At 45.3% G+C, this 20,878-nt stretch carries 20 protein-coding genes; 14 read left to right on the forward strand and 6 right to left on the reverse strand.

All coding sequences use genetic code 11. The features are described 5' to 3' along the window. The first annotated feature begins 272 nt into the window (after positions 1-272). Together SSED_RS08245 and SSED_RS08250 are read left to right on the forward strand one after the other, a co-directional pair. Positions 273-1,577, forward strand: a complete 1,305-nt coding sequence (locus SSED_RS08245; RefSeq protein ID WP_041422050.1) for a peptidoglycan DD-metalloendopeptidase family protein — start codon at positions 273-275, stop codon at positions 1,575-1,577. 228 nt (positions 1,578-1,805) lie between these two features. Then, entirely contained in the window at positions 1,806-2,594 is a 789-nt protein-coding gene (locus tag SSED_RS08250) for a substrate-binding periplasmic protein (protein WP_223295959.1), read from the forward strand. On the opposite strand, the gene SSED_RS08255 is transcribed toward SSED_RS08250, so the two are convergent. The 3 genes from SSED_RS08255 to SSED_RS08265 all read right to left on the reverse strand — a co-directional run bounded on the left by SSED_RS08255 (position 2,591) and on the right by SSED_RS08265 (position 5,356). After that, a complete protein-coding gene (locus SSED_RS08255) occupies positions 2,591-3,094 on the reverse strand; it encodes a M48 metallopeptidase family protein (protein ID WP_012141939.1) in 504 nt (167 codons plus the stop codon). The genes SSED_RS08250 and SSED_RS08255 overlap by 4 nt on opposite strands. A gap of 347 nt (positions 3,095-3,441) precedes the next feature. After that, the gene (locus SSED_RS08260) at positions 3,442-3,888 is read right to left on the reverse strand and encodes a DUF3010 family protein (RefSeq protein WP_012141940.1); all 447 of its coding nucleotides are present in this window, start codon (positions 3,886-3,888) and stop codon (positions 3,442-3,444) included. A 127-nt stretch (positions 3,889-4,015) separates the two neighbouring features. Further along, the gene (locus SSED_RS08265) at positions 4,016-5,356 is read right to left on the reverse strand and encodes a DEAD/DEAH box helicase (RefSeq protein ID WP_041422052.1); all 1,341 of its coding nucleotides are present in this window, start codon (positions 5,354-5,356) and stop codon (positions 4,016-4,018) included. 264 nt (positions 5,357-5,620) lie between these two features. Here SSED_RS08265 and rssA point away from each other — a divergent pair, with 264 nt between their 5' ends. Continuing rightward, the gene (gene rssA, locus SSED_RS08270; protein WP_012141942.1) at positions 5,621-6,553 is read left to right on the forward strand and encodes a patatin-like phospholipase RssA; all 933 of its coding nucleotides are present in this window, start codon (positions 5,621-5,623) and stop codon (positions 6,551-6,553) included. Between the two features lie 78 nt (positions 6,554-6,631). Here the strand turns inward: rssA and SSED_RS08275 are convergent, their stop codons facing one another. Next, on the reverse strand, positions 6,632-7,630 hold the full coding sequence (locus tag SSED_RS08275; RefSeq protein WP_012141943.1) for an NADP-dependent oxidoreductase: 999 nt from the start codon (positions 7,628-7,630) through the stop codon (positions 6,632-6,634). 239 nt (positions 7,631-7,869) lie between these two features. Here SSED_RS08275 and SSED_RS08280 point away from each other — a divergent pair, with 239 nt between their 5' ends. From SSED_RS08280 to SSED_RS08320, 8 genes are all read left to right on the forward strand, one after another. Continuing rightward, positions 7,870-8,352: a MarR family winged helix-turn-helix transcriptional regulator gene (locus SSED_RS08280; protein WP_012141944.1), complete on the forward strand. Its 483-nt coding sequence runs from the start codon at positions 7,870-7,872 to the stop codon at positions 8,350-8,352. A 557-nt stretch (positions 8,353-8,909) separates the two neighbouring features. Continuing rightward, positions 8,910-9,422, forward strand: coding sequence for a hypothetical protein (locus SSED_RS08285; protein ID WP_012141945.1), 513 nt, complete (start codon positions 8,910-8,912; stop codon positions 9,420-9,422). 220 nt (positions 9,423-9,642) lie between these two features. Continuing rightward, a complete protein-coding gene (locus tag SSED_RS08290) occupies positions 9,643-10,365 on the forward strand; it encodes a hypothetical protein (protein ID WP_012141946.1) in 723 nt (240 codons plus the stop codon). A gap of 256 nt (positions 10,366-10,621) precedes the next feature. Further along, entirely contained in the window at positions 10,622-12,739 is a 2,118-nt protein-coding gene (gene nrdD, locus SSED_RS08300; protein WP_012141947.1) for an anaerobic ribonucleoside-triphosphate reductase, read from the forward strand. Positions 12,740-12,935: 196 nt separating this feature from the next. Further along, positions 12,936-13,400, forward strand: coding sequence for an anaerobic ribonucleoside-triphosphate reductase-activating protein (nrdG, locus tag SSED_RS08305; RefSeq protein ID WP_012141948.1), 465 nt, complete (start codon positions 12,936-12,938; stop codon positions 13,398-13,400). A gap of 121 nt (positions 13,401-13,521) precedes the next feature. Further along, positions 13,522-13,878 carry a YibL family ribosome-associated protein gene (locus SSED_RS08310; RefSeq protein ID WP_012141949.1) on the forward strand — a complete coding sequence of 119 codons (357 nt, stop codon included), beginning with the start codon at positions 13,522-13,524 and terminating at the stop codon, positions 13,876-13,878. Positions 13,879-14,173: 295 nt separating this feature from the next. Next, the gene (gene ribA, locus SSED_RS08315) at positions 14,174-14,791 is read left to right on the forward strand and encodes a GTP cyclohydrolase II (RefSeq protein ID WP_012141950.1); all 618 of its coding nucleotides are present in this window, start codon (positions 14,174-14,176) and stop codon (positions 14,789-14,791) included. 71 nt (positions 14,792-14,862) lie between these two features. After that, complete coding sequence (locus SSED_RS08320) at positions 14,863-15,681, forward strand: hypothetical protein (protein WP_012141951.1); 819 nt, start codon at positions 14,863-14,865, stop codon at positions 15,679-15,681. A 23-nt stretch (positions 15,682-15,704) separates the two neighbouring features. Here SSED_RS08320 and SSED_RS08325 read toward each other — a convergent pair whose 3' ends face one another. Continuing rightward, entirely contained in the window at positions 15,705-16,592 is an 888-nt protein-coding gene (locus SSED_RS08325; RefSeq protein ID WP_012141952.1) for a LysR family transcriptional regulator, read from the reverse strand. A gap of 143 nt (positions 16,593-16,735) precedes the next feature. On the opposite strand from SSED_RS08325, the gene SSED_RS08330 reads away from it, so the two are divergent. Together SSED_RS08330 and SSED_RS08335 are read left to right on the forward strand one after the other, a co-directional pair. Then, a complete protein-coding gene (locus SSED_RS08330; protein ID WP_012141953.1) occupies positions 16,736-17,713 on the forward strand; it encodes a zinc-dependent alcohol dehydrogenase family protein in 978 nt (325 codons plus the stop codon). Between the two features lie 33 nt (positions 17,714-17,746). After that, positions 17,747-18,466 (forward strand): SDR family oxidoreductase, encoded by a 720-nt coding sequence (locus SSED_RS08335; protein ID WP_012141954.1) that lies wholly within the window; start codon positions 17,747-17,749, stop codon positions 18,464-18,466. Between the two features lie 82 nt (positions 18,467-18,548). Here the strand turns inward: SSED_RS08335 and SSED_RS08340 are convergent, their stop codons facing one another. Beyond that, entirely contained in the window at positions 18,549-20,081 is a 1,533-nt protein-coding gene (locus SSED_RS08340; RefSeq protein WP_012141955.1) for a DUF3612 domain-containing protein, read from the reverse strand. A 207-nt stretch (positions 20,082-20,288) separates the two neighbouring features. Here SSED_RS08340 and SSED_RS08345 point away from each other — a divergent pair, with 207 nt between their 5' ends. Continuing rightward, positions 20,289-20,807 carry an aldolase/citrate lyase/malate synthase family protein gene (locus tag SSED_RS08345; RefSeq protein ID WP_012141956.1) on the forward strand — a complete coding sequence of 173 codons (519 nt, stop codon included), beginning with the start codon at positions 20,289-20,291 and terminating at the stop codon, positions 20,805-20,807. The last annotated feature ends 71 nt before the right edge of the window (positions 20,808-20,878 follow it).

Here is a 20,878-nt window from a genome sequence, read left to right on the forward strand (position 1 = left end):
TGACATTAAGAATAATTATTCTTAATGTCACTCATATATTCATATCTCCTGTTTGTAGTTCCACTTTTTTTTGGTATAAATATGCTGGCTTTCTTACCGCGACAGGTAAGAACACCAATTTTAAAATACTGCATCAAAGCGATAACAGGCCCTTAGCCATAGTCTCCATAAGTAGACTCGATTGATGACGCTTTGATAGCAGTTGTTTCAGTTTCTTAAAGAAAACTGTAATAGCCATACAAAAGAATAATAATGTGAAGATGGGGCCAAGCTTGCAAACAGGTAAATTCTCTTTTTTTAAAATGTCTCAGATAAATACTCAGGTACTCTCATTTTTACAAGAGTCGAGTATCCATAAAAAAGTATTATTAGGTGCGGGTCTGCTTATCGGTGCGGCCATATTGTGGCCAACTCATCAGCAAGTGTTGCCTCAGCGTATTCCTATCGACTTAGATATCGATGCACTTGTCAGTCAGATAAGTTCCACAGTAGCCACAGAGGCTGTGTCAGTTGTAAAACCAGATTTTGACAAGAGTATTATCAGCGGCGATACCTTAAGTGGCCTTTTTGTTCAGGCCGGTGTCGATCAGCAAACCATGTACCGGGTCTTAGAGGCCGACTTAAACATTCTGGCACTCGATACGCTTAAGCCGGGGAACGAGATAAAGTTCTGGTTGGATGATAAGGGAGAGCTTGAGAAGCTCGAACTATACTTTTCGGCTGCTAGGCAGGTGGTCTTCAGCCGTTTCGATGATGGCTCCTACAATGTCGATGAGATCAATATCGAGGGCATTTGGCAGAATCGTGCCGTAGCGGGGGAGATCCAGGGGTCATTTTATCTCTCGGCTAAGCGAATGGGGTTAGATTCAGGCGAGATCCAGCGAATAGAGTCTTTGCTGAAGGAGAAATTAAATTTTGCCCGGGATCTGAGGGCGGGTGACAGTTTCTCAGTGCTGATGAGCGATCAATATATCGATGGCTCAATGACGGGCGCAAGCGATATTTTGGGGGTAAGCATTCAGCGTGGCCGAAGTCATATTAATGCCTACCAAAACAGTGATGGCAACTTCTATGATGAAAAAGGGCAGAGTCTAGCGCGGGCTTTTCAGCGTATTCCCCTTCAAAGAAACTATCGTATCAGCTCGAGCTTTAATCCTCATCGTCACCATCCGGTAACAGGGCGCACCTCTCCTCACAATGGTACCGACTTTGCCACACCAATCGGCACTAAGGTTATCGCGCCGGGTGATGGTATCGTCTCTTTGGTGACCGACCATAGATTTGCGGGTAAGTATGTGGTGATAGAGCACGGCAATAAATACCGTACACGTTACCTGCACCTCTCGAAGGCATTAGTGCATAAGGGGCAGAGGGTCTCACGTGGTCAGGTTATCGCCCTATCGGGCAATACCGGCCGCATTACCGGGCCGCACCTTCATTATGAGTTTCATGTGAATGGCAGGCCGGTCAACCCGATGAAGGCGAATATCCCCATGGCGAGTCAGCTGTCACGTAAGCAGATGAACTCTTTCGAGCAGTTGGTGCAGGTTCGTCAAATGATGATGGGCCAGAGTTAACCGTTTAGGTTCGTTATTATGTCCAATACGCCAGCCTAGTCGCTGGCGTTTTTATCTCCGCTATCTCTATCAACCTCTTTCTATAATTGCTGCTTTTTTATTCGGTAAATTCGCTCACCTAGTATAATTAAATAACAGCATCACTGTGTTCAGTTCTGGCTGGTTGTTGAGCTCGATTCGTTAGGCCGACATAAAAAGGTTTTTAGTTATCAAATGAGGAGGGGACAATTGCAGCTCATTGTGTTTTTTATCCTGTCATTGACCCTGTTGAGTTCAGCTAACGCCAGAACGCTCACCATCGCATCGAGCGAAGGGCCACCGCATATGATTAATGATATTCATCATGGTATCGATCTCGATATCGTCGAAGCGGTACTCAGGCGTCTCGGTCATGACGTCTCCTATGAGTTTATGGGGCTTAAACGTGCGCATCGAGAGCTGAAATTAGGAAGAGTGGATGTGACGGCCCCTGTTTTTATGCAGGCGGACGGCGAAGGTAGCTATATCTCTGATTCAATTGTTCTTTATCAACCTATGGTCTTCTCTCTTAAAGTCAGTGGTCTTAAGCCAGAGACAATATCAGATCTACAGGACCACAGTCTGCTGACCTTTCAGGGGGCGCCGGGATACTTCGGCGAATCGTTTAAACAGGTCGCCCGGGGAGACTCATATCAGGAGTTGACCGATATGGGGGCGATCGCAGAACTGTTAACTAAAGGTCGTTATGAGTATGCGGTATTAGATAAATACATTTTTTATTACTATTACCGCCTGAATGATAAACAGCGTGATGTGACTATCTTTACTGAACACAAGTTGATCCCGCCAGTGCCTGCCAGCAGTGCCTTTCACGATGAAAAATTAAGGGACGAGTTTAACCGGGAGTTGCAGCTGTTTATGAAAAGTCAGGAATATAAACAGATATTCGAACGATACCTGGGTTCAGCCTTGCTCAGTATCGAGCTATCAACTCCCGAGTCTGAATTTGAACCTGAAGCGGATTTCAGGTTCAATTAGTAAACCTTAACGCCGCTGTCGAGTAAGGTTAGCAGTAACCTTAAGTCGAACTCCAGTTGATGATAATCTGCTTCCATATGACAACAGAGTTGGTAGAAGGCCTTGTTATGATCTTTCTCTTTGAGGTGAGCGAGTTCATGAACGACGACCATACGTAATAACGGCTCCGGAACTTTCTTTAAGCGTGACGATATGCGGATCTCGTTCTTAGCTTTCGTCTTTCTGCCTTGGGCTCTGGATACGAATGAGTGAAGACCCAGAGCCTGATGGCTTAAGCTGATCTTATCATCGTATTGGATCTTCGACAGGGGTTGGGACTTGCGCAAATACTGGTTTTTTATCTCTATTGTATAATCGTATAAGGCTCTGTCAGTACGAATAGCATGAATATCCGGGTGCCTGCTAAGCAGTATCGCTTTAAGCTTGCCATTGGCGAGTAGTTCGGATACCTGATCTTGTATTGGCTGTTGATAACCGGCTAAGTATTTGAGTGTATTCATGAGCGCTATATAATACCAATTTCATTAAATATCTGTTCATTCAGCGGGAGTTCAAAGCGCTGAAGGCAAGGCGGATGATTGAAGCTAATAGTTATTCTATATCAAAAGCATCGAACATAGCATGCAGGGCTTTGAAACCCGCCCGTTGGGAGGCTCTCAGACTTCCCACTTCTGCGTTGCATTGACTTACAAGGGAGCAACCATTCTTTCATCAATGCGCCTTGAATTGAAAAGTCTGAGTGACTCTGAATTGACAACATATTTAATGAAACTGGTATAAAAAAATGGGGTAAAAAAAAGGGTGCAAATAGCACCCTGATTTCATGACAAAATATTAGGGAGAGTTATTACTCGCTATCCCAAACATTGAAAATGTGTTGGTTGTGGTAAGCGTAAGCGGCATCGAAAGCCAGGTTTTGGAAGCGCTTCAGGCCTAAACCATCAAAGTCGACCATAGGAGGATTACGCTTTAAACGCTCTTTAACTGTGACCGGAGACATTAATATAACCGGCAGTTCAAGAAGCTGAATGGCGGCTTCGGCTTTAAAGCTGGTGGCACTACCTGCCAACTTACCTTTCTGTTCGCGAGAGACAATAACCACTTTATCCACTTTGTAATCTTCCATTAGTTTGCTGAATGCAAAATGAAAATCACGAATAGACTCAGTAGACTCTGAATGCGAAATGACGAATGATTGCTGGCGACAATCGGGCACGTTAAACGTCTCGCCTTCATAGCTCAACAAACAGATGATGGCTTCGCCACCTTTTAATTCAACGCCACAAACTCTCATGTTATACCTTAAAATCGTTATTGGTTTCGTTACTAGCGGCTCTATAATTGGCTAGAAAAAACCGGAAAATTATCAATGCACAGATACAGGTAATAATTATTATATTATTACCTACATCTTAAACTGGTTATTCAGGGGTATCCTGAAGCTTAGATTTTGGCTTTCTAAGCATAGGGGCATCACCAACATCGATGCCTGTGATAAAGCGCTTGTCTCTACTTCCTTTAGCCTTAGCCTTAGTTTTACCCTTAGCAGCCGTTGCCGTCGATTTCTTCGCATTAGCCTTAGGCTTATTCTTTGCCTTAGGCTTGTCTTTCAGCCCTGAAAATTTAGCTTCTAAGCCATCGATTGTACTTATCTCGAATGTTTTGCGAAGGAAAACTTGTACTTGTTTGAAGTTGACCCAATCTTTAGGGCCGACGAGAGAAATCGCATCACCCTTTGCACCGGCTCGACCCGTACGGCCGATACGATGAACATATTCTTCGGCAAATTTTGGCATATCGAAATTGATAACCAAAGAGACATTAAGCAGATCCAGACCACGTGAAGCCACATCGGTAGTGACCAAGATATCCTGTAAACCTCTACTGAACTGATCCATGATCTGGTTACGGGCATTTTGCTTTAGGTCGCCACTGAGGGATGCGGTATTAAATCCGGCTTCAGCAAGCTTAGTCGCTAACCTGTCGGTATCTTGGCGAGTCGCAGTAAAAATGATGACCTGTTTGTTTTTCTCATTTTTTAAAATGTGGTTCAGCAATGCTTCTTTATGATCCAGATGATCACTGAGGTAAATTCTTTGAGTGATATCCAGGTTTTCAATATTGCCCGCACCAATAGATACATGCATAGGATCTTTTAACAGCTCGGCGGCAATCTCGTTGATCTTATTGTGATCTAAGGTTGCTGAAAACATCAATGTTTGGCGACGCTTATGGTCAGCGGCTGCATTAATTGCTTTTAACTGATCGACAAAGCCCAGATCAAGCATGCGGTCGGCTTCATCTAAAATTAATAGTTCGAGTCCATTAAGGTGCAGATGATGCTGAGCTAAGTGGTCGGCAAGTCTTCCTGGTGTCGCCACGACGAAGTGAGGATCTCTCTCTAATGATTTAGCCTGATCATTAAAGTTTTCACCGCCTAAGATTTTGACCGCTTTATATTGTGTGTTGGCGACTAACAAGCGTAACTGGCTGTATACCTGGTTAGCGAGTTCGCGGGTCGGCAATAAGATCAATACCCTCGGGTCTCGCTTACTTAATGCTCTTGTGGAAATAATCCTCTGCATTGCCGGTAACAAAAACGCTAAGGTTTTACCTGAGCCTGTTTTTGATGATGCCATCAGATCTTTGCCTGACAGGCCTACTGGTATCGCCTGCTGTTGGATCTCCGTGGGCTTTTCTATGCCCATATGATCCAATGTCTTTAACAGACGCGTATCCAGTGAAAAATCGGTAAATTGCAAAGGTGTACTCCAAAATTGATTCGACTGACCATTATAACCTAACTCGTGGTGATTCATCCATAGAGAAAGTCAGATTCATTTTAAAGCTCTTGCTGGCCAGAATACTTTAGAATAAAGCGCTAACAGAGTGTTGAGTATCGGTTCTGTATTAGAGCTGGAGCTATAAAACTGGACCTGGATAATCTATTAGTGAATCCTTGATAAATAACAGATAAGATGAATCTGGCTTGTTTTTCACCTTTTAATTTCGTTTTGTGGGGACATATGGCAACAATTGGCATTGCATTAGGTAGTGGCGCCGCAAAAGGCTGGGCACATATAGGTGTGCTAAAAGGACTCGCTGAGATGGGAATAAAGCCCGACAAAATCTCGGGTTGCTCGATAGGGGCTCTCGTAGGGGCTGCCTATGCAAACGATCAACTCGAGGAGCTTGAAGATTGGGTGAGAGGCTTCTCCAGTTGGGATGTGTTGGGGTTAATGGATGTGAGTTGGCGAAAGGGGGGCTTAATCGGGGGAGATAAAGTCTTCGATGTTATTCAAAATAGAATTGGCGATCTACAGATCGATGGCTTACAGCGGCCGTTAATCGCCGTCGCTACGGATCTCTATTCCGGGCAAGAGATCTGGTTTAAGGAGGGCGATCTTCGTCACGCTATTCGCGCATCGTGTTCTATGCCTGGAATTTTACCACCAGTGAAAGTCGGAGAGCGCTGGCTTGTCGATGGTGCGGTAGTTAATCCTGTGCCTGTATCTGTTAGCAGGGCTATGGAGGTCGATGTGGTGATTGCCGTCGATCTCAATGGTCAGGGAAGGGAGCGGTTACAGGTCTTGCCAGTGGACATGACCAGTAATAAACCTTCGGTAGAAGACAAGGAGATAGCGCAAGCACATCAAGATACCGGCTTCATGGATCTGTTGGCGCGCGGACGGGATTATGTGACCAGCTTATCGGATAAGTTCACTATGGGTAATCGCTCCGATCCCAGCATGTTGGCCGTGATGTCGCAATCGATGGATATTCTGGAGCAGCGTCATAAACGTGCGCGTCTGATGGGTGACCCGCCCGATATTTGCTTAGTCCCGGATGTTGGCGAAATTGGTACAATGGAATTTCATCGCGCCGAAGAAGCTATTGCGGCCGGAGAGGAGGCGGTGAGGCAGGCGAAACATCAGATAGAAGCTGTGTTGGGTCCCTAGTCGTGATCTCAAATAGCAAAAAGGGCCCGTTAGGCCCTTTTCCTCTCTTTTAACATGCTTTGGCTTATGTAAAATAATTTAAGCGAGTTTTACCACCATCTTGCCGCGGTTCTTACCTTCGAATAAACCGATAAACGCATCCGGTGCCCGTTCAAGCCCTTCGTAGACCGTTTGCTCTGCTTTAACCGCTCCACTGGCTAACCACTGCCCCATCTGCTTGGCAAACTCAGGGTAATGAGCCCAGTGCTCGAATACGATAAATCCTTCGATTTTTAGTTTCTTTATGATGATCATGGCCAGATTGCTCGGGCCCGGTGTCGGCCTTGTATCATTGTATTGAGATATCATGCCACACACGGCAATTCTGCCATGGTCATTCATGTTGTCGAGTGCTGCAGACAGGTGCTCGCCGCCGACATTTTCAAAATAAACATCGATCCCTTCAGGTGCTGCCGCGTGTAATTCAGCACTTAAATTTTCCGATATTTTATAATTAATGACAGCATCGACACCAATAGATAATAGGTGCTCTGCTTTTTCATCTGAGCCCACAGATGCGACAACTTTGGCTCCCATCAACTTACCCAACTGGCAAGCCACACTACCGACAGCACCTGAAGCGGCTGAAACAAAAAGCGTCTCTCCCTCTTTAAGCTCGGCGATTCGATTGAGACCCGTCCAGGCAGTCATTCCCGGCATACCCAGCACGCCAAGAAAGTGCGATTCACTCAGTGGTGTCTGTGGCAGACGAGTATGATCACTACCATCGGTCACATAGTGGCTGCGCCAACCCAACATGCTACTGACTTTACTTCCAACCGGAAACTCAGGATGACGGGACTCGATCACTTCACCGATGGCACCACCTTCAAGGACTTCTCCTATGGCAAACGGGGCGATGTAACTTTTTCTGTCTATCATACGACCACGCATATAAGGGTCGACAGACATCCATAAGTTTTTTACCAGAAACTCACCATCGTTAATGCCTGCTAATGGAGATGAAGCCAGTTTGAAGTTAGCTGTTGTTGGCAACCCTTCGGGACGAGAATCTAAGAGAATTTGTTGAGCCTGCATAAAACCTCCTTTGCTTTGCGCGCTAATTAATTGTGCTAAACTCTACTATTAAATAGCCAAGTTCGCAAATGCTTTGCGCGCAAAGTACTTGTTTGAGTTATTCTCCGCAGTTATCTTCCGGTTCAACAACTCAAGCAGAAATCCGGATGCGCCGGCTTATGTTTGACGTAGTTCGGAGTACAATAACGCTTCAATAGAAGAGTCTGACAAGATGATGGCGACAATTAAGGTGTTACTGAGTGAGTAAAAATACAGAGTTTCAGGTTGAAAATGAAAATTGCTTACCCGTTGAAAAGCAAGGAAAGTGTCTGTCTGATAATGTTTGTTTCGCGCTGTATACCGCTGCAAATGCATTGGTCCGGGCATACAGGCCTTTACTCGAAGAGTGCGGGCTAACCTATCCTCAGTATTTAGTTATGCAGGCTCTGTGGCTAGACAATGGCGCAAGTTTGACAGGGCTATCTCAAGCGACGCGTCTCGATTTGGGAACTTTAACCCCCATAGTCAAAAGACTGGAGACGAAAGGGTTATTGAGCCGCAGTGTAGATGCAAATGATGAGCGTAAGAAAGTGATCGAGACCACTGACGCCGGGTTCGATCTGAAACAACAGGCATTGGCTTTGAAAGAGGTGTTACTTAAAAAGGTAACCTTGGACGAGACGGATATAACCTCCTTGAGGGACATGTGTTTAACTCTGACGGAAGATCTGAACAGAAAATAGTACCTTTCCTGGATCACGAAGCTTATGTCGGATGCAAAGTTGTCAATCATAATATCTTGTGTCTCAAGCAATTACCCTATTTATGATTTTGTTAATATCAATATTGCTCTCACTGCCACTATGATAACTCGTTGCCTGTTATGAAGGCTTTGCGATAATGAATTTATCGACTGGGACAGCTGTATCTATCAAAACACTATTTCCCTGTCTCTCCAAAAATAGGGGACACTTCAGATTAAAATACAGTCAGGCAACTCACTGCCTATTGTTAATGAAATGTAAATGACGTAGGCTCCACTACCAATTAACGTAACAGGTGTTTTTAGTCGTTAAGGGAGGATGAATTTTCGCCGTTAGTCTATATTCCTCTTCGGTATCGTTAATCATTTAAACTATTGTCTTCTCATCAATTCTCGGGTAATCAGGATTATGCCCAGAGAGCTGGGTTGGGGAAGGGGAGAGCAAAATTAACAAAAAATGGTGCAGGCTATCGCCAACGTTAATTTTGCCTCTGTGAACATTAGGCTTTACTCATCACATCATTTAAGGAAAAACTGATGACAATTAAAACAATTCTAAAAAGTACGCTAGTGAGTACTGTGTTGTTAAGCAATTTTGCAATTGCTGATGATGATCAAATTTTGGTCGGGGCATTTCATGACTACGGGATAACTAAGTGTGACAGCTTTATTCTTGAAAATAGCCAGCTTCAAGGAAATTGGAACCTTTTCATTAATAAACATAAGGGAGGGATCGATGGCCCTTCTACAGAAGTTACTGTTACACAGATCTACGGCTCACAGGGCGATACGGTAAAGATTGAAGATACCTATATACAAACGGCTAAAAAATGTTTCTTGAGAAATACCTGGACATTAACTTTTAAAGGCTCATGTGCCGATAATGTCGATTTAAATGATTGGTATGTTTCCAATGAGATGCCGAATAAAGATTATACCACTTACAAAAATTCTGGTGGCTTGGAGCTACATGCAAAAGAAATTTCAATGGGTAATTTTAAAGCCTGCATTCAGGAAGGCTCGAAACGCTCTTCTGCGAAGCATGGCTAGTTAGTCCAAGCATATCGTGCGTATAGTATCGCTGTTTTTGCTTAATGTGGCGCATTCAGCGATAGAATACTCGTCTGCCACACATTCGATTCCTATATTGATTCCATCTGTTCTTCTCTGATTAAATACTTTTTTAACAGCTAAAGTCTTGATTCGCTATCGTTTCGGCATGATTCCTGCTTGTTGATTGCACCAGTTCTTTTACGCCGACTTTTTGACAATGAATCCAATAGCTAATACTGCAAGCCAGCTTTCCACTGCCACTAATATTGCCGATGCGTACGGTGTTAACAGTCAGCAGACTGAGGCGGGGAAGAGCAGTGACAAGGTGACGTTAAGTCAATCTCAATCGACGCGTACTCCCTCATCTAAAGAAACGGTTAAAGATGAGTCGGTCTCTCTCTCTCCTCGGGCTCAAAGAGCACAAAAGATCGAAAGCATGGCCAAAGACTTCTTTAGCTCGGGTAACTTCTCAACTCAGGATATTCCAAAGCTGGTACAACGTCTGTATCAGGATGGCATCTTGTCTGACTCGCAACTGACACGGTTATCGGACGGCGGCTTCGATATCCCTCAGCCTACAACTAAGCCCGAAGATCTTAAGACCTTCATTAAAGAGCAGCGAAGGGAGTTGGAAAATGCACTGGCAAAAAAGGGGGGGGAGAGTGAGTTTGGAGCTGAAAGTATGTTTATTAAGTTACTCAATGATGCCGAGAGTGTTATCGATGGGATGGGGAGCGCGCAAAGTGCCGAGATCAGCCAGAAGGCTTCGAGAGTTTCCGCCCAACTGAATGTTTATCTCAAGGGTGATGTTGAATTAACCCAGAGCTCTCGTGAGCAGTGGCAGGGGTTAAAATCTGTCATGCAGTTAGCCGCTTCGATGGGAGAAAATCAGCAAGCCGGTGGCCAACTCAGTAGCTATCTTGCTCTTGGGAAAGCATAAGTAATTTTTATCCACAATTTTTACCATTCTTATCCTTCATCTAGCCCTCTTTTGTGTCAGGGTCAAGGGTCAAATCGGAGATAAGTGGCCTCATAGGCACTTATCTTTTGTTCTTTTCTCACATCCAAAATTATATGATCGAGATCAATGTTCTCTGGTGATGTTTGTAGCTTAATACGCAACATATTGTGCTGAATGGTCTTAAATACACTATATGTGGTGTTAAATTCAGCGTCACTTGAGGAGATATTAAACAATGCCAGTGGTTATTAAGCGGGATGGTTACCGCACGCCTTTTGACGAAACAAGGATTAGAGATGCTGTATCGGCTGCAGCAAACTCGGCAGGTATTGATGATAATGACTATGCAACTCTAGTGGCCAATAATGTGGCTGAGAGCGTTGCCGATATGCCAGAAGTTGATATTCATGACCTGCAAGATGTCGTTGAAAATCAACTGATGGAAGGACCCTATAAATCCCTTGCCCGGGTTTATATTGAGTATCGTCATGACAGAGATCTTCATCGCGAGACCAGCAGCCGGTTGAATCAAGAGATCAAAGGTTTGGTTGAGCAGAGCAATGCTGCCCTGCTTAATGAAAATGCCAATAAAGATTCGAAAGTCATCCCGACTCAACGTGATCTGTTGGCCGGTATTGTTGCAAAGCATTATGCAACTCGCCATATATTACCCAAAGATGTGGTTGCGGCTCATGAGTCTGGTGAGATCCATTATCATGATTTGGATTACGCGCCATTTTTTCCTATGTTCAACTGTATGTTGATCGATCTTGCCGGCATGTTGACCAACGGCTTCAAGATGGGCAACGCCGAGATTGAGACGCCTAAGTCTATCTCGACAGCGACCGCAGTGACTGCACAGATCATCGCTCAGGTGGCCAGCCATATCTATGGTGGAACCACGATCAACCGCATCGATGAAGTATTATCGCCATTTGTAGCCAAGAGTTACGACAAGCATTATCAGGTTGCACTGACCTGGGGGATCACAGATGCAAAAGCATTTGCGACGACTCAGACCGAAAAAGAGTGTCACGATGCGTTCCAGTCTCTGGAATATGAAGTGAACACTTTGCACACTGCAAATGGCCAAACTCCTTTTGTCACCTTTGGTTTCGGACTCGGGACATCATGGGAGTCTCGTTTAATTCAATCTTCTATGCTGAAGGTCCGCATTGCCGGCTTGGGTAAGAATCGTAAGACCGCGGTATTCCCTAAGTTGGTTTTCGCCATTCGCGATGGTATCAACCATAAAGCAGGCGATTGTAACTACGATATCAAGCGTCAGGCACTTAAGTGCGCCAGTACCCGCATGTACCCGGATATTCTTAACTACGAGCAGGTAGAGAAGGTGACCGGTTCATTCAAGACTCCTATGGGTTGTCGTAGCTTCCTCGGTACCTACGAAGAAGAGGGGGAATTGGTGCATGAAGGGCGTAACAACTTAGGTGTGGTGAGTCTTAACTTACCTCGCGTAGCGCTTGAAGCTAATGGTGATGAGGCTGAGTTTTACCGCATACTGGATCAACGCTTGCTTATTGCCCGCAAAGCCTTAGATACCCGTATTGAACGTTTAGAAGGTGTAAAAGCCAGAGTGGCGCCCATCCTTTATATGGAAGGTGCATGTGGTGTACGTTTACGCGCCGATGATGATATCTCTACGATTTTCAAAAATGGTCGTGCATCAATCTCCTTAGGTTATATCGGGTTGCATGAAACTATCAATGCATTGCATGGCACCGATAAGCACGTATATGACTGCGAGATATTGCGGGAAAAAGCGATTGCGCTCGTTGAGTATATGAAAGCGGCGACAGTTAAGTGGAAAGATGAGACCGGTTATGGTTTCAGCCTATACAGCACGCCGAGTGAAAACTTGTGTAGTCGTTTCTGTAAGCTCGATACTAAAATATTTGGTGTCGTCGAAGGTGTGACACAGAAGGGTTATTACACCAACAGCTTTCACCTCGATGTTGAAAAAGCGGTAAACCCGTACGATAAACTTGACTTCGAAGTACCTTACCCAGCTATCGCTAACGGTGGATTTATCTGTTACGGCGAATATCCCAATATGCAGAACAATTTAGAAGCATTAGAGGATGTTTGGGATTACAGCTACAGTCGTGTTCCTTACTACGGGACAAATACTCCCATTGATGAGTGTTACGATTGCGGCTTTACCGGTGAATTTGAGTGTACCAGTAAAGGCTTTACCTGCCCTAAGTGTGGTAACCATGAGCCAAGCCGGGTTTCTGTAACACGTCGTGTTTGTGGCTATCTGGGAAGCCCAGATGCTCGACCATTTAACTATGGTAAGCAGGAAGAAGTTAAGCGACGAGTCAAGCATCTTTAACTCGTTTTCAGCTTAATGACATAAGTTTAACGACAGATGTCAACTTATAGACGCAACTGACCTGAGTGAGTTGCGTCATTTTACTTTTGTTATTTTATTTTGGTCATTTTACTTTCGCCATTTGAGCTGTGCTTCCAGCCTAAAAACCTCTTTGAAATTGTAGACAAAATAAAGAATTAACTCGCAAGGTGTCGCAATGAATTACCATCAATACTTCCCCGTAGATGTCATCAATGGCCCGGGTACTCGGGCTAGCCTGTTTGTCTCTGGTTGTGAGCATCAATGTCGAGGCTGTTATAACCAGTCGACGTGGAAGCCTTGCAGCGGACATGAGTTTGATATCGCAATGCAAGAGCGAGTACTGAGCGATCTAAAAGATACCCGTATCAAACGCAAAGGTTTGTCTCTGTCGGGGGGGGATCCGCTTCACCCTGCCAATGTTGCATCTATATTAGCCTTGGTCAAAAGGGTTAAAGCCGAATGTCCCGATAAAGATATTTGGTTGTGGTCCGGATATCTGTTGGATGAGTTAGCTGATGCCCAGCGAGCCGTTATTGAGTATATCGATGTTCTGGTCGATGGTAAGTTTGAGCAGGAGCTGGCCGATCCCAGTTTAGTGTTCCATGGCAGCAGTAATCAGGTTATTCACTATCTGACATAAAAGCGATAACTGTATTCGCACAGATACGTTATAATAGCCAATCAAGCAAACAAGAATTTTAAAAAACAGCCGTAATATCAAGGCTGTTTTTGCATTTTATAGCATTATTTAAGGCACGAGCATGAATTTAAAAGAAGAGCTTCATGGACTTAGCGACAAGCTAGAGCAGTTTCGCCGCAAATTCGCCGCCGCTGAAAAGCGTGGTGACAAAGGGATCATGTTGCAATTTACACAAGAGATCAACAAGGTCACTAAGCGTATTGCCAGTGTTAAGGCGCAGCAGACTCGTGAACTGAGTAAGCAAGGTGGCAGTGTTGCTGGATTGAAGTTTAAACGCGTTCTGACTAAGGCTGAGCAGGCCGATATGGGTAAGCTTAAAAAGTCAGTCAAAGGCTTAGTGGTTGTTCATCCTATGACGGCACTTGGCCGTGAAATGGGGATCACCCAAGTGACAGGCTTCGCCCCGAAAGAATTTTAATTACTGAATAATTACTCCACCGCGATTATTCATTAGTGAGCGACTTCAAATTATTTTGTTGTCGCCACGCGTATCCTTCGTACGCTGGCGTTGTGAGTCAACTATCATTTCAGGTGAATCAATAGCCGATTAAATCGCTAGGGTATTTCACTTAAAGATAAAAACACATAAAATACTCCGCCTGAGTACGAGACAGAATTAATAGTTGTTGAAGACATTTATCAGTGGCTATAGGTCTCGTTGGTTTTTCTGGATTGTCGTCGTCTCAGGGAAAGAGAGTCGTTAAGGTTATTTCATGTCGATTAAGTATGTCGCTTCTTCAAAGCTGCCCACACCATGGGGCGTATTTACCATGCATGGTTTCGAAGATTCCGATACAGGAAAAGAGCATGTGGCGCTGACGCTAGGTACGCTGGATGCAAATACCCCGATTTTAGGTCGCATTCACTCCGAGTGTTTAACCGGTGATGCCCTGTTTAGTTTACGTTGTGATTGTGGATTCCAGCTTCAAACCGCAATGCAGAATATTGCCGAAGCAGGCCAAGGTTTTATCCTTTATCTTCGTCAGGAAGGGCGTGGAATTGGTCTGCTGAATAAGATCCGTGCCTATGAGCTACAAGATCAAGGTGCCAATACCGTCGAGGCTAATGAAAGATTAGGTTTCCCGGCCGATATGCGAAAATACGATATGATCTTACCTATGATGGAGAAGATCGGTATTAAGCAAGTGAAGCTGATGACCAATAATCCTCGCAAAGTTAAGGCGATGAAAGAGTTGGGTATCGAGGTCGTTGAGCGAATACCACTTCAGGTGGGGAAAAACCGCTATAACGAAGGGTATCTGAAGACTAAGTCTACTGAGCTTGGACATATGATGTCCGAATATCATTTTACCGGTGAAGAGAAAGAGTAAACTTCACTGTAGATTTTCAGCCTGCCTCTCGCTATATTCAGAACCATAATTATAAAACCCGTATCTTATTTATGGTTCTGAACAAAACCTGTTCCATTTTTATCTCTATCCTCTTTTTTTCCTCTTCTGTTTATAGTGAAGACGACTTTACTCATTACGCTTTTGCTAATTATTTAGGCAGTGGTCTGTATAGAACCTCTGGGCAAAATGCGACGGTTGTTAACCTTCCTTTCAGTTTCGAACTTCAACAAAATGATACAGAGACCCTAATGCTACGAGCACCTGTGTCACTGGGTTTCTTTAACTTTAAGTGGAGCGATGTGCCTGAAGGGGACTTGCCTTCGAGCGTCGGGACCGCGACCTTTACGCCGGGGATCGAGTATCGGGTCCGCACCTCCGAGAGGTATGAATTTCAAAGCTATTTCGATCTTGGTTATGGTAAGAACTTCACTTCGGGTACCAATGTGGCGATCATGTCGGCCGGTGTTTCCAGCTTGCTCGATCTGGAATTTAAACAGACCAGGCCCAGATGGGTAAATCGTCTGTACTTTGCAGGATACCGAAGCTTCGGTGGGGAACAGAAGGAAACCTATTCCGCCCTTCAGTCGGGAATCGATATTGGCACAGATATACACTGGCGATGGAACTGGCTGGGTGTCGATGTTGAGCCGCGTGTGTTTGCCGTGGGCTACTGGTACTTCGATAAACTTAAAATTGCCACGCCGTTTGGTGAAGATGTGCTGGTTTCCAATAGTTTGGAGGTTGGCGCGACTCTGGCTTTCTCAAAACCCATTCTCTGGGAGTGGATGGGGATAGATAGACTGGGTTTAAGTGTCCGGGCCGGTGACGGAGTGCAAGCCTGGCGCTTGATATTCGAGTTTCCCATTTAACCTGATATTCATTAACCCTAGAGTTAATCTAAATGTTCTTTCAGGTAATCCAGGAACACCCTGATTTTTGGAGAGATAAGCTCTCTTCTTAAATAGATGGCATAGGTTGAGCTCATGCTTTCATAAGGACTGAATGTATGCTGGTTGAGAACATGAGTCAGACTGCCATTTTTAAGCTCATCGCGGACCGCCCATAATGGCATCAGGGCCAGGCCTGCATGACTCAGCAATAACTGTTTCTGGCCATTGACTGAATTTACCGTGATCCCATCTCTAATCGATAACTTCTTAGGTTTCTCATCCATCAGGTACCAGTCTCGCCATCCCGCGTATCCGTATCGAATACAATCAAAATCCGTTAATGCCTGAGGGGTTTCAGGGCTGCCGTGTTGGGCCAGGTACTGGGGACTGGAGCAAAGTAGAAAATTGTTGTCGGCAAGTTTTCTGGCGATGAGATTTGAGTCCGGCAAGCGGCCACTTCGAATAGCAATATCCACATTGTCTTCAACCAGATCTATGACCCGTTCGGTTAGCTCGAGCTCTATTTTAATGTCAGGAAACAGGCTAATAAAGACGGGGACCAAGGGAAGCACGCAGCTTTCGCCGAAGCCGACAGTCATACTGACCTTCAGAGACCCTTTTGGATTTTGCTGTAGATCGTTGACCGCTCTGTGGGCTTCGTCAAGCTCGGAGACGATTCGTTGAGAATATTGGTAATAGGTGAGCCCAGCTTCAGTGAGGCCTATATTACGGGTCGTGCGGTTGATCAGGCTTATTCCCAACTCTTTCTCTAATGCGATAAGTTGACGGGATATCGATGAGGGCTGAACATCGAACACCCGGCTCGCCTCAGAGATACTTCCTGTTTCTACGACACAATTAAAGTAATGCAGTCTGGTGATCATGCTCATGTTGACTTTCTTCTGCTGGTTTATCGCAGCAGTTAGCTTAAAGTGCCTTTGCCTAAAAAGCAAAAGTGGTTTGTTTTACGGGGCCTTGTTGGTTCTTAGTGCAATCAATAGAATATCCCCACTAACTATTTGAGGGCACAAACATGAAAGCAATGATAATTAAACAACTGGGTTCGAGTGACGTCTTCGAGCTTGCAGATAAAGTGACACCTATTGTGAAATCCGGGCATATGCTGGTGGAAGTAAAAGCCAGCAGTGTCAATCCATTAGATACCATGCTGCGTTCGAGCGACACCCCCTGGTCTGCCAATTTACCTGAGGTTTTACATGGGGATGTGGCAGGCATAGTGACTGAGGTTGCTGGAGATGTGGGCCATTTCAAGGTCGGCGATGAGGTTTATGGCTGCGCCGGTGGGATCGCGGGTATTGATGGTGCGCTGGCCGAGTTTATGTTGGTCGATGTGGACTTGATGGCACATAAACCGAAAAGCCTGAGCATGAAAGAGGCGGCGGCTCTGCCTTTGGTATCTATCACGGCCTGGGAAGCACTGCAAAACAAGCTGGCTGTAAAAGAGGGGGATAAGGTACTCATTCATGGTGCGACTGGCGGCGTGGGTCACATCGCTATTCAGTTAGCTAAATACTTTGGCGCAAACGTGACTGCGACCTCTATGGCTAAAAATATAGCAGTTGCAGCGACATTAGGGGCAGATAACTTAGTCAACGTGGCAGAGCAAAGCGTACAGGAGTATGTGGAGCAATATACCGATGGTGTAGGCTTCGATGCCATTTTTGATACGGTGGCCGGTGAGAATATTCAACGCAGCTTCGAGGCTGCACGATTTAACGGCGGCGTTGCAACGACCCTGCCTATTGAAAATGTATTACAGGTGGCCTTAAAAAGCCTGAGTTTTCACAGCGTGCTGATGCTTATTCCTATGGTTGAGGGGATTAACCGCAGCGCTCATGGTGAGATCTTGACTAAAGTCGCCGAACTGGTCGATCTTGGCTTGGTTAAACCTCTGCTGGATGACTCAGATTTCACCATCTGGCAGGTTGCCGACGCCCATGCCAGATTAGAGTCCGGTAAAGCGGTGGGTAAAATTGCGTTAACGGCTTAATTCTTATCGCGATTCAGATTAATGGAGATAGATATGAATAATCAAAAGATTAAGACTGCGACTGTCGCCGCATGTTGTGGTGTTGTCGGCAGGGCCCTGGTGGATGAGTTAGTCTCGACCGGTGCCTCAGTGGTGGGCTTTTGTCGGCCGGGTGATGAAGCCAGAGCAAAAGAGTTAACCTCTAAGTACCCAGGTAAATTTACCGTACTATTTGGCGAACTCACCACATCCCAAAGCGCTAAAGAGCTGGTTACACAGTCACTCGAGATATTAGGTGGCACCATAGATGCGCACTATCACGCTGTAGGTGTGTACTCCAGGAGCAGCTGGAACGATGTCAGTGAAGAGGAAGTGGCAAGGCTGTGGAGCTCAAACTTCACCACAGCCTGGAGCCTTGGTCGTGAAATCTTCGATGTGATGAAGAGTCAGGGCTTTGGATCCTTGATGTTTGTTTCGGCAAGAGACACGATTCGTTCAGCTCCGGCAGGGATGGGACCTTATCTTGCATCCAAAGCGGCACTCAATATGTTTGTGCAGAGTCTGGCTTCAGAGGGCGTGCCTTTCGGCATACGGGTCAATGCGGTATTGCCTACTATCATAGACACTCAGGTTAACCGGGAGGCGATGCCGGATGAAGATCCACTTAACTGGGTTAACCCTGAGCAGTTAGCCGGAGTGATGCTTGATCTCAGCCAGTCGTCACGCGCTAACGTGTCCGGTGCCTTGATCCCGGTTCAGGGCAAGATGATATAAAACCGTTATACCTATTGTAATTAAAGAAGAGTTAAGCATGTCCTGACTCTTCTCTATTTATCAGTTTGTTATAAAAATAACCTTACCCATCACATTGACTCTTTCCCGATTGGTAACAGCTGGGATCTCGTGGGCATACAGCGCCTCTGGAGCAGATCACTCTGGCCTCGGACTCAATGCCTCGCTCTACCCAGTTGATATTGAGAATTTTCGCCACGCTCATCAGCTCCTTCTTGATAACCTTTGGTATCGATGCCGAGCCACCGTGAGTGACACATGCCTGTTTCAGATCCGATGCTATCGAAAGTGCATCGCCACCTTGTGCTTCGATGGCTGGGTTAAGATCGATACCTGCGCAAAGTACATGATTATTACCGGCAAGATCTTCGACTTTTATCGACTCACAGCAGTAGATCCTGGGTTCATTTTCAACATTGAGTATCGAAATCTGCGCCGATGTCCCCTCCGTAGGTTCGTTGATCATCCTAAATACCGCCCAATGCTGACAGGGGTCCTGCACCTGTCTCATGTTCCCCCAAGGCAGTGGAATACCGTTACCGCGATATACCGCTTTCAATTTACCCGGGGCATAGGCATCGAAGTAGTGCCAGTGAGGGTAGGGAGATACTACAGTCATTCTGCGCATGGCTACCGAGGCTGATACGCCCAGTTGTTTATGAACGTCTATCTCGTATCCGTGGCGATCCAGTAACTGCCTGAATGGCACCTTAGGACAGAGTAGGGCGCCGGCAAAAAAACTTGATTCAAAGTCACGCCAGGCATGGAGAATATCTTGGGCATTAACGGTCGAAGATTGGGGGACCCCCGAATCCACATCTGCACTGATCTGGCTTCGGCCTGTGGTTAACACAGATTTGAGCCCGTCTTTGTTGTGCAGTACGCAATGACCTATGTGTACGGCGAGATCGTATTTGAGCCTGATAGGAGTCGTCTTAAGTTGTTCATTGACGTAAATGGTCGATGGAGGCTCGAAGAATGAGGTGACAAGTTGACTGGAGGTGACCCCCATCTCATCGACGACATCGTGAGGAGTATCGTTGATCCACTTTATCGAGAGCCCCAAACCTTTTGCGATATCCATCAGATCTTCAACCGCGAGTGGCATACGCTTAAGGCCTATCTCTTCGGCTGCACGTTCGAGATCCGGAAAGTGATTCTGATGGTGCTCCTGATGAGCACGGATAAGCAGATGGGCAAACTGGCGGCCTGTAATACCGGTCTGAGATAACATCTCAGGTATGGCTATCTGCAAAATATCCTTTGAAAAGAGAAAGCTTGGCTCTAATGCCATGCCACTTATTCCGCCTCGCCTGCCTTTCTCGGGCGTAATGGCTTGATCTTCGGGGACATCGTCTAAGAACCAATCGACCTCTTTTTGAAAAACGGCGGCGATGACGGCCATCATGCCTGCGCTGGGTACCCGCTTTCCTCTCTCAATCATAGAAAGGTAGGAGACCGATGGAGCCGAATCTGCATCGACTCGAACACATCGAGCGGAGAGATCCTCCATCGTCAAATGATTACGTTTTCTTAGGTTTCTTATCTTAGTTCCCAGAAAATGTGATTTTCTCATTAAGCTTTGGTTATTGCGCATTTTGTAAAATTCACAGTGTAAAATTTTAATTGTGAAATTGTAGTAAAAAATTCGCTAGACTACAAATTAAGCAATCAGGGAAGAGTATTTATGTTGAATATCGAGGCTAGGGTAAGAATTTGATATTCAACAGATGGAAAGATATCTTTCTATGCTTTTGTAAATAATGGAAAATCTAACTTAAGATCGAGTGAAGAGGATAAGGCTATGGACATTTCAACAAGCAATAGTATTCAAAGTGAGCAGAACTTTAATGACCTTATCAATGCTGAAGTTGTGAATGTGGAGCTTGTCAAAACTTCACAAAGTGAAATTGCAGTGACCAACGCTAAGCAGTTTCTTGACAGCACATTTCCATTAGCTAAGGGGTCGCATCAGGATGTCAGTAGTTATGTTGTTTACTACCAGCAGTTGCTGATCTTCTTCACCGACGGTACTCATACCGGTTTGAAAGACCCGAAGCAGTTTGTCGCCTTAAATGGTCATAAGAGTGAGCCTTCGGCCATCTTGCTGCGAGATAAGGGCACTCATGTTGAGCTGACATTCGATCGTTGTGGTGAGGTTGGCGCTTATGACAGAGCCAATGTTGAAGATATTCAGATTGAAGGCCACAGGTATTGGATAAGCCTGCTCAATGTCGATGCCAAACGTATGATCGATGGGTCACTGCAAGATCAGATGTTTACAGCAAAAGATGGATCTGACTATATGTTGAAAGCGGCATGATACCAATTGGTATAAATTTGACAGGAATTCTATTCAGATAGGGACCTATGTTAAATTAAAACAGATTAAAA

Source organism: Shewanella sediminis HAW-EB3 (assembly GCF_000018025.1).
Lineage (GTDB): Bacteria > Pseudomonadota > Gammaproteobacteria > Enterobacterales > Shewanellaceae > Shewanella > Shewanella sediminis.

What these genes read in the sequence shown, in the direction of transcription:
- ribA (WP_012141950.1), top strand. Translation starts at nt 14,174, where the DNA reads ATGTCGATTAAGTATGTCGCTTCTTCAAAGCTGCCCACACCATGGGGC.
- SSED_RS08330 (WP_012141953.1), top strand. Translation starts at nt 16,736, where the DNA reads ATGAAAGCAATGATAATTAAACAACTGGGTTCGAGTGACGTCTTCGAG.
- SSED_RS08320 (WP_012141951.1), top strand. Translation starts at nt 14,863, where the DNA reads ATGGTTCTGAACAAAACCTGTTCCATTTTTATCTCTATCCTCTTTTTT.
- SSED_RS08340 (WP_012141955.1), bottom strand. Translation starts at nt 20,081, where the DNA reads ATGCGCAATAACCAAAGCTTAATGAGAAAATCACATTTTCTGGGAACT.
- rssA (WP_012141942.1), top strand. Translation starts at nt 5,621, where the DNA reads ATGGCAACAATTGGCATTGCATTAGGTAGTGGCGCCGCAAAAGGCTGG.
- SSED_RS08285 (WP_012141945.1), top strand. Translation starts at nt 8,910, where the DNA reads ATGACAATTAAAACAATTCTAAAAAGTACGCTAGTGAGTACTGTGTTG.
- nrdG (WP_012141948.1), top strand. Translation starts at nt 12,936, where the DNA reads ATGAATTACCATCAATACTTCCCCGTAGATGTCATCAATGGCCCGGGT.
- SSED_RS08325 (WP_012141952.1), bottom strand. Translation starts at nt 16,592, where the DNA reads ATGAGCATGATCACCAGACTGCATTACTTTAATTGTGTCGTAGAAACA.
- SSED_RS08275 (WP_012141943.1), bottom strand. Translation starts at nt 7,630, where the DNA reads ATGCAGGCTCAACAAATTCTCTTAGATTCTCGTCCCGAAGGGTTGCCA.
- SSED_RS08255 (WP_012141939.1), bottom strand. Translation starts at nt 3,094, where the DNA reads ATGAATACACTCAAATACTTAGCCGGTTATCAACAGCCAATACAAGAT.
- SSED_RS08310 (WP_012141949.1), top strand. Translation starts at nt 13,522, where the DNA reads ATGAATTTAAAAGAAGAGCTTCATGGACTTAGCGACAAGCTAGAGCAG.
- SSED_RS08260 (WP_012141940.1), bottom strand. Translation starts at nt 3,888, where the DNA reads ATGAGAGTTTGTGGCGTTGAATTAAAAGGTGGCGAAGCCATCATCTGT.
- SSED_RS08335 (WP_012141954.1), top strand. Translation starts at nt 17,747, where the DNA reads ATGAATAATCAAAAGATTAAGACTGCGACTGTCGCCGCATGTTGTGGT.
- nrdD (WP_012141947.1), top strand. Translation starts at nt 10,622, where the DNA reads ATGCCAGTGGTTATTAAGCGGGATGGTTACCGCACGCCTTTTGACGAA.
- SSED_RS08290 (WP_012141946.1), top strand. Translation starts at nt 9,643, where the DNA reads ATGAATCCAATAGCTAATACTGCAAGCCAGCTTTCCACTGCCACTAAT.
- SSED_RS08345 (WP_012141956.1), top strand. Translation starts at nt 20,289, where the DNA reads ATGGACATTTCAACAAGCAATAGTATTCAAAGTGAGCAGAACTTTAAT.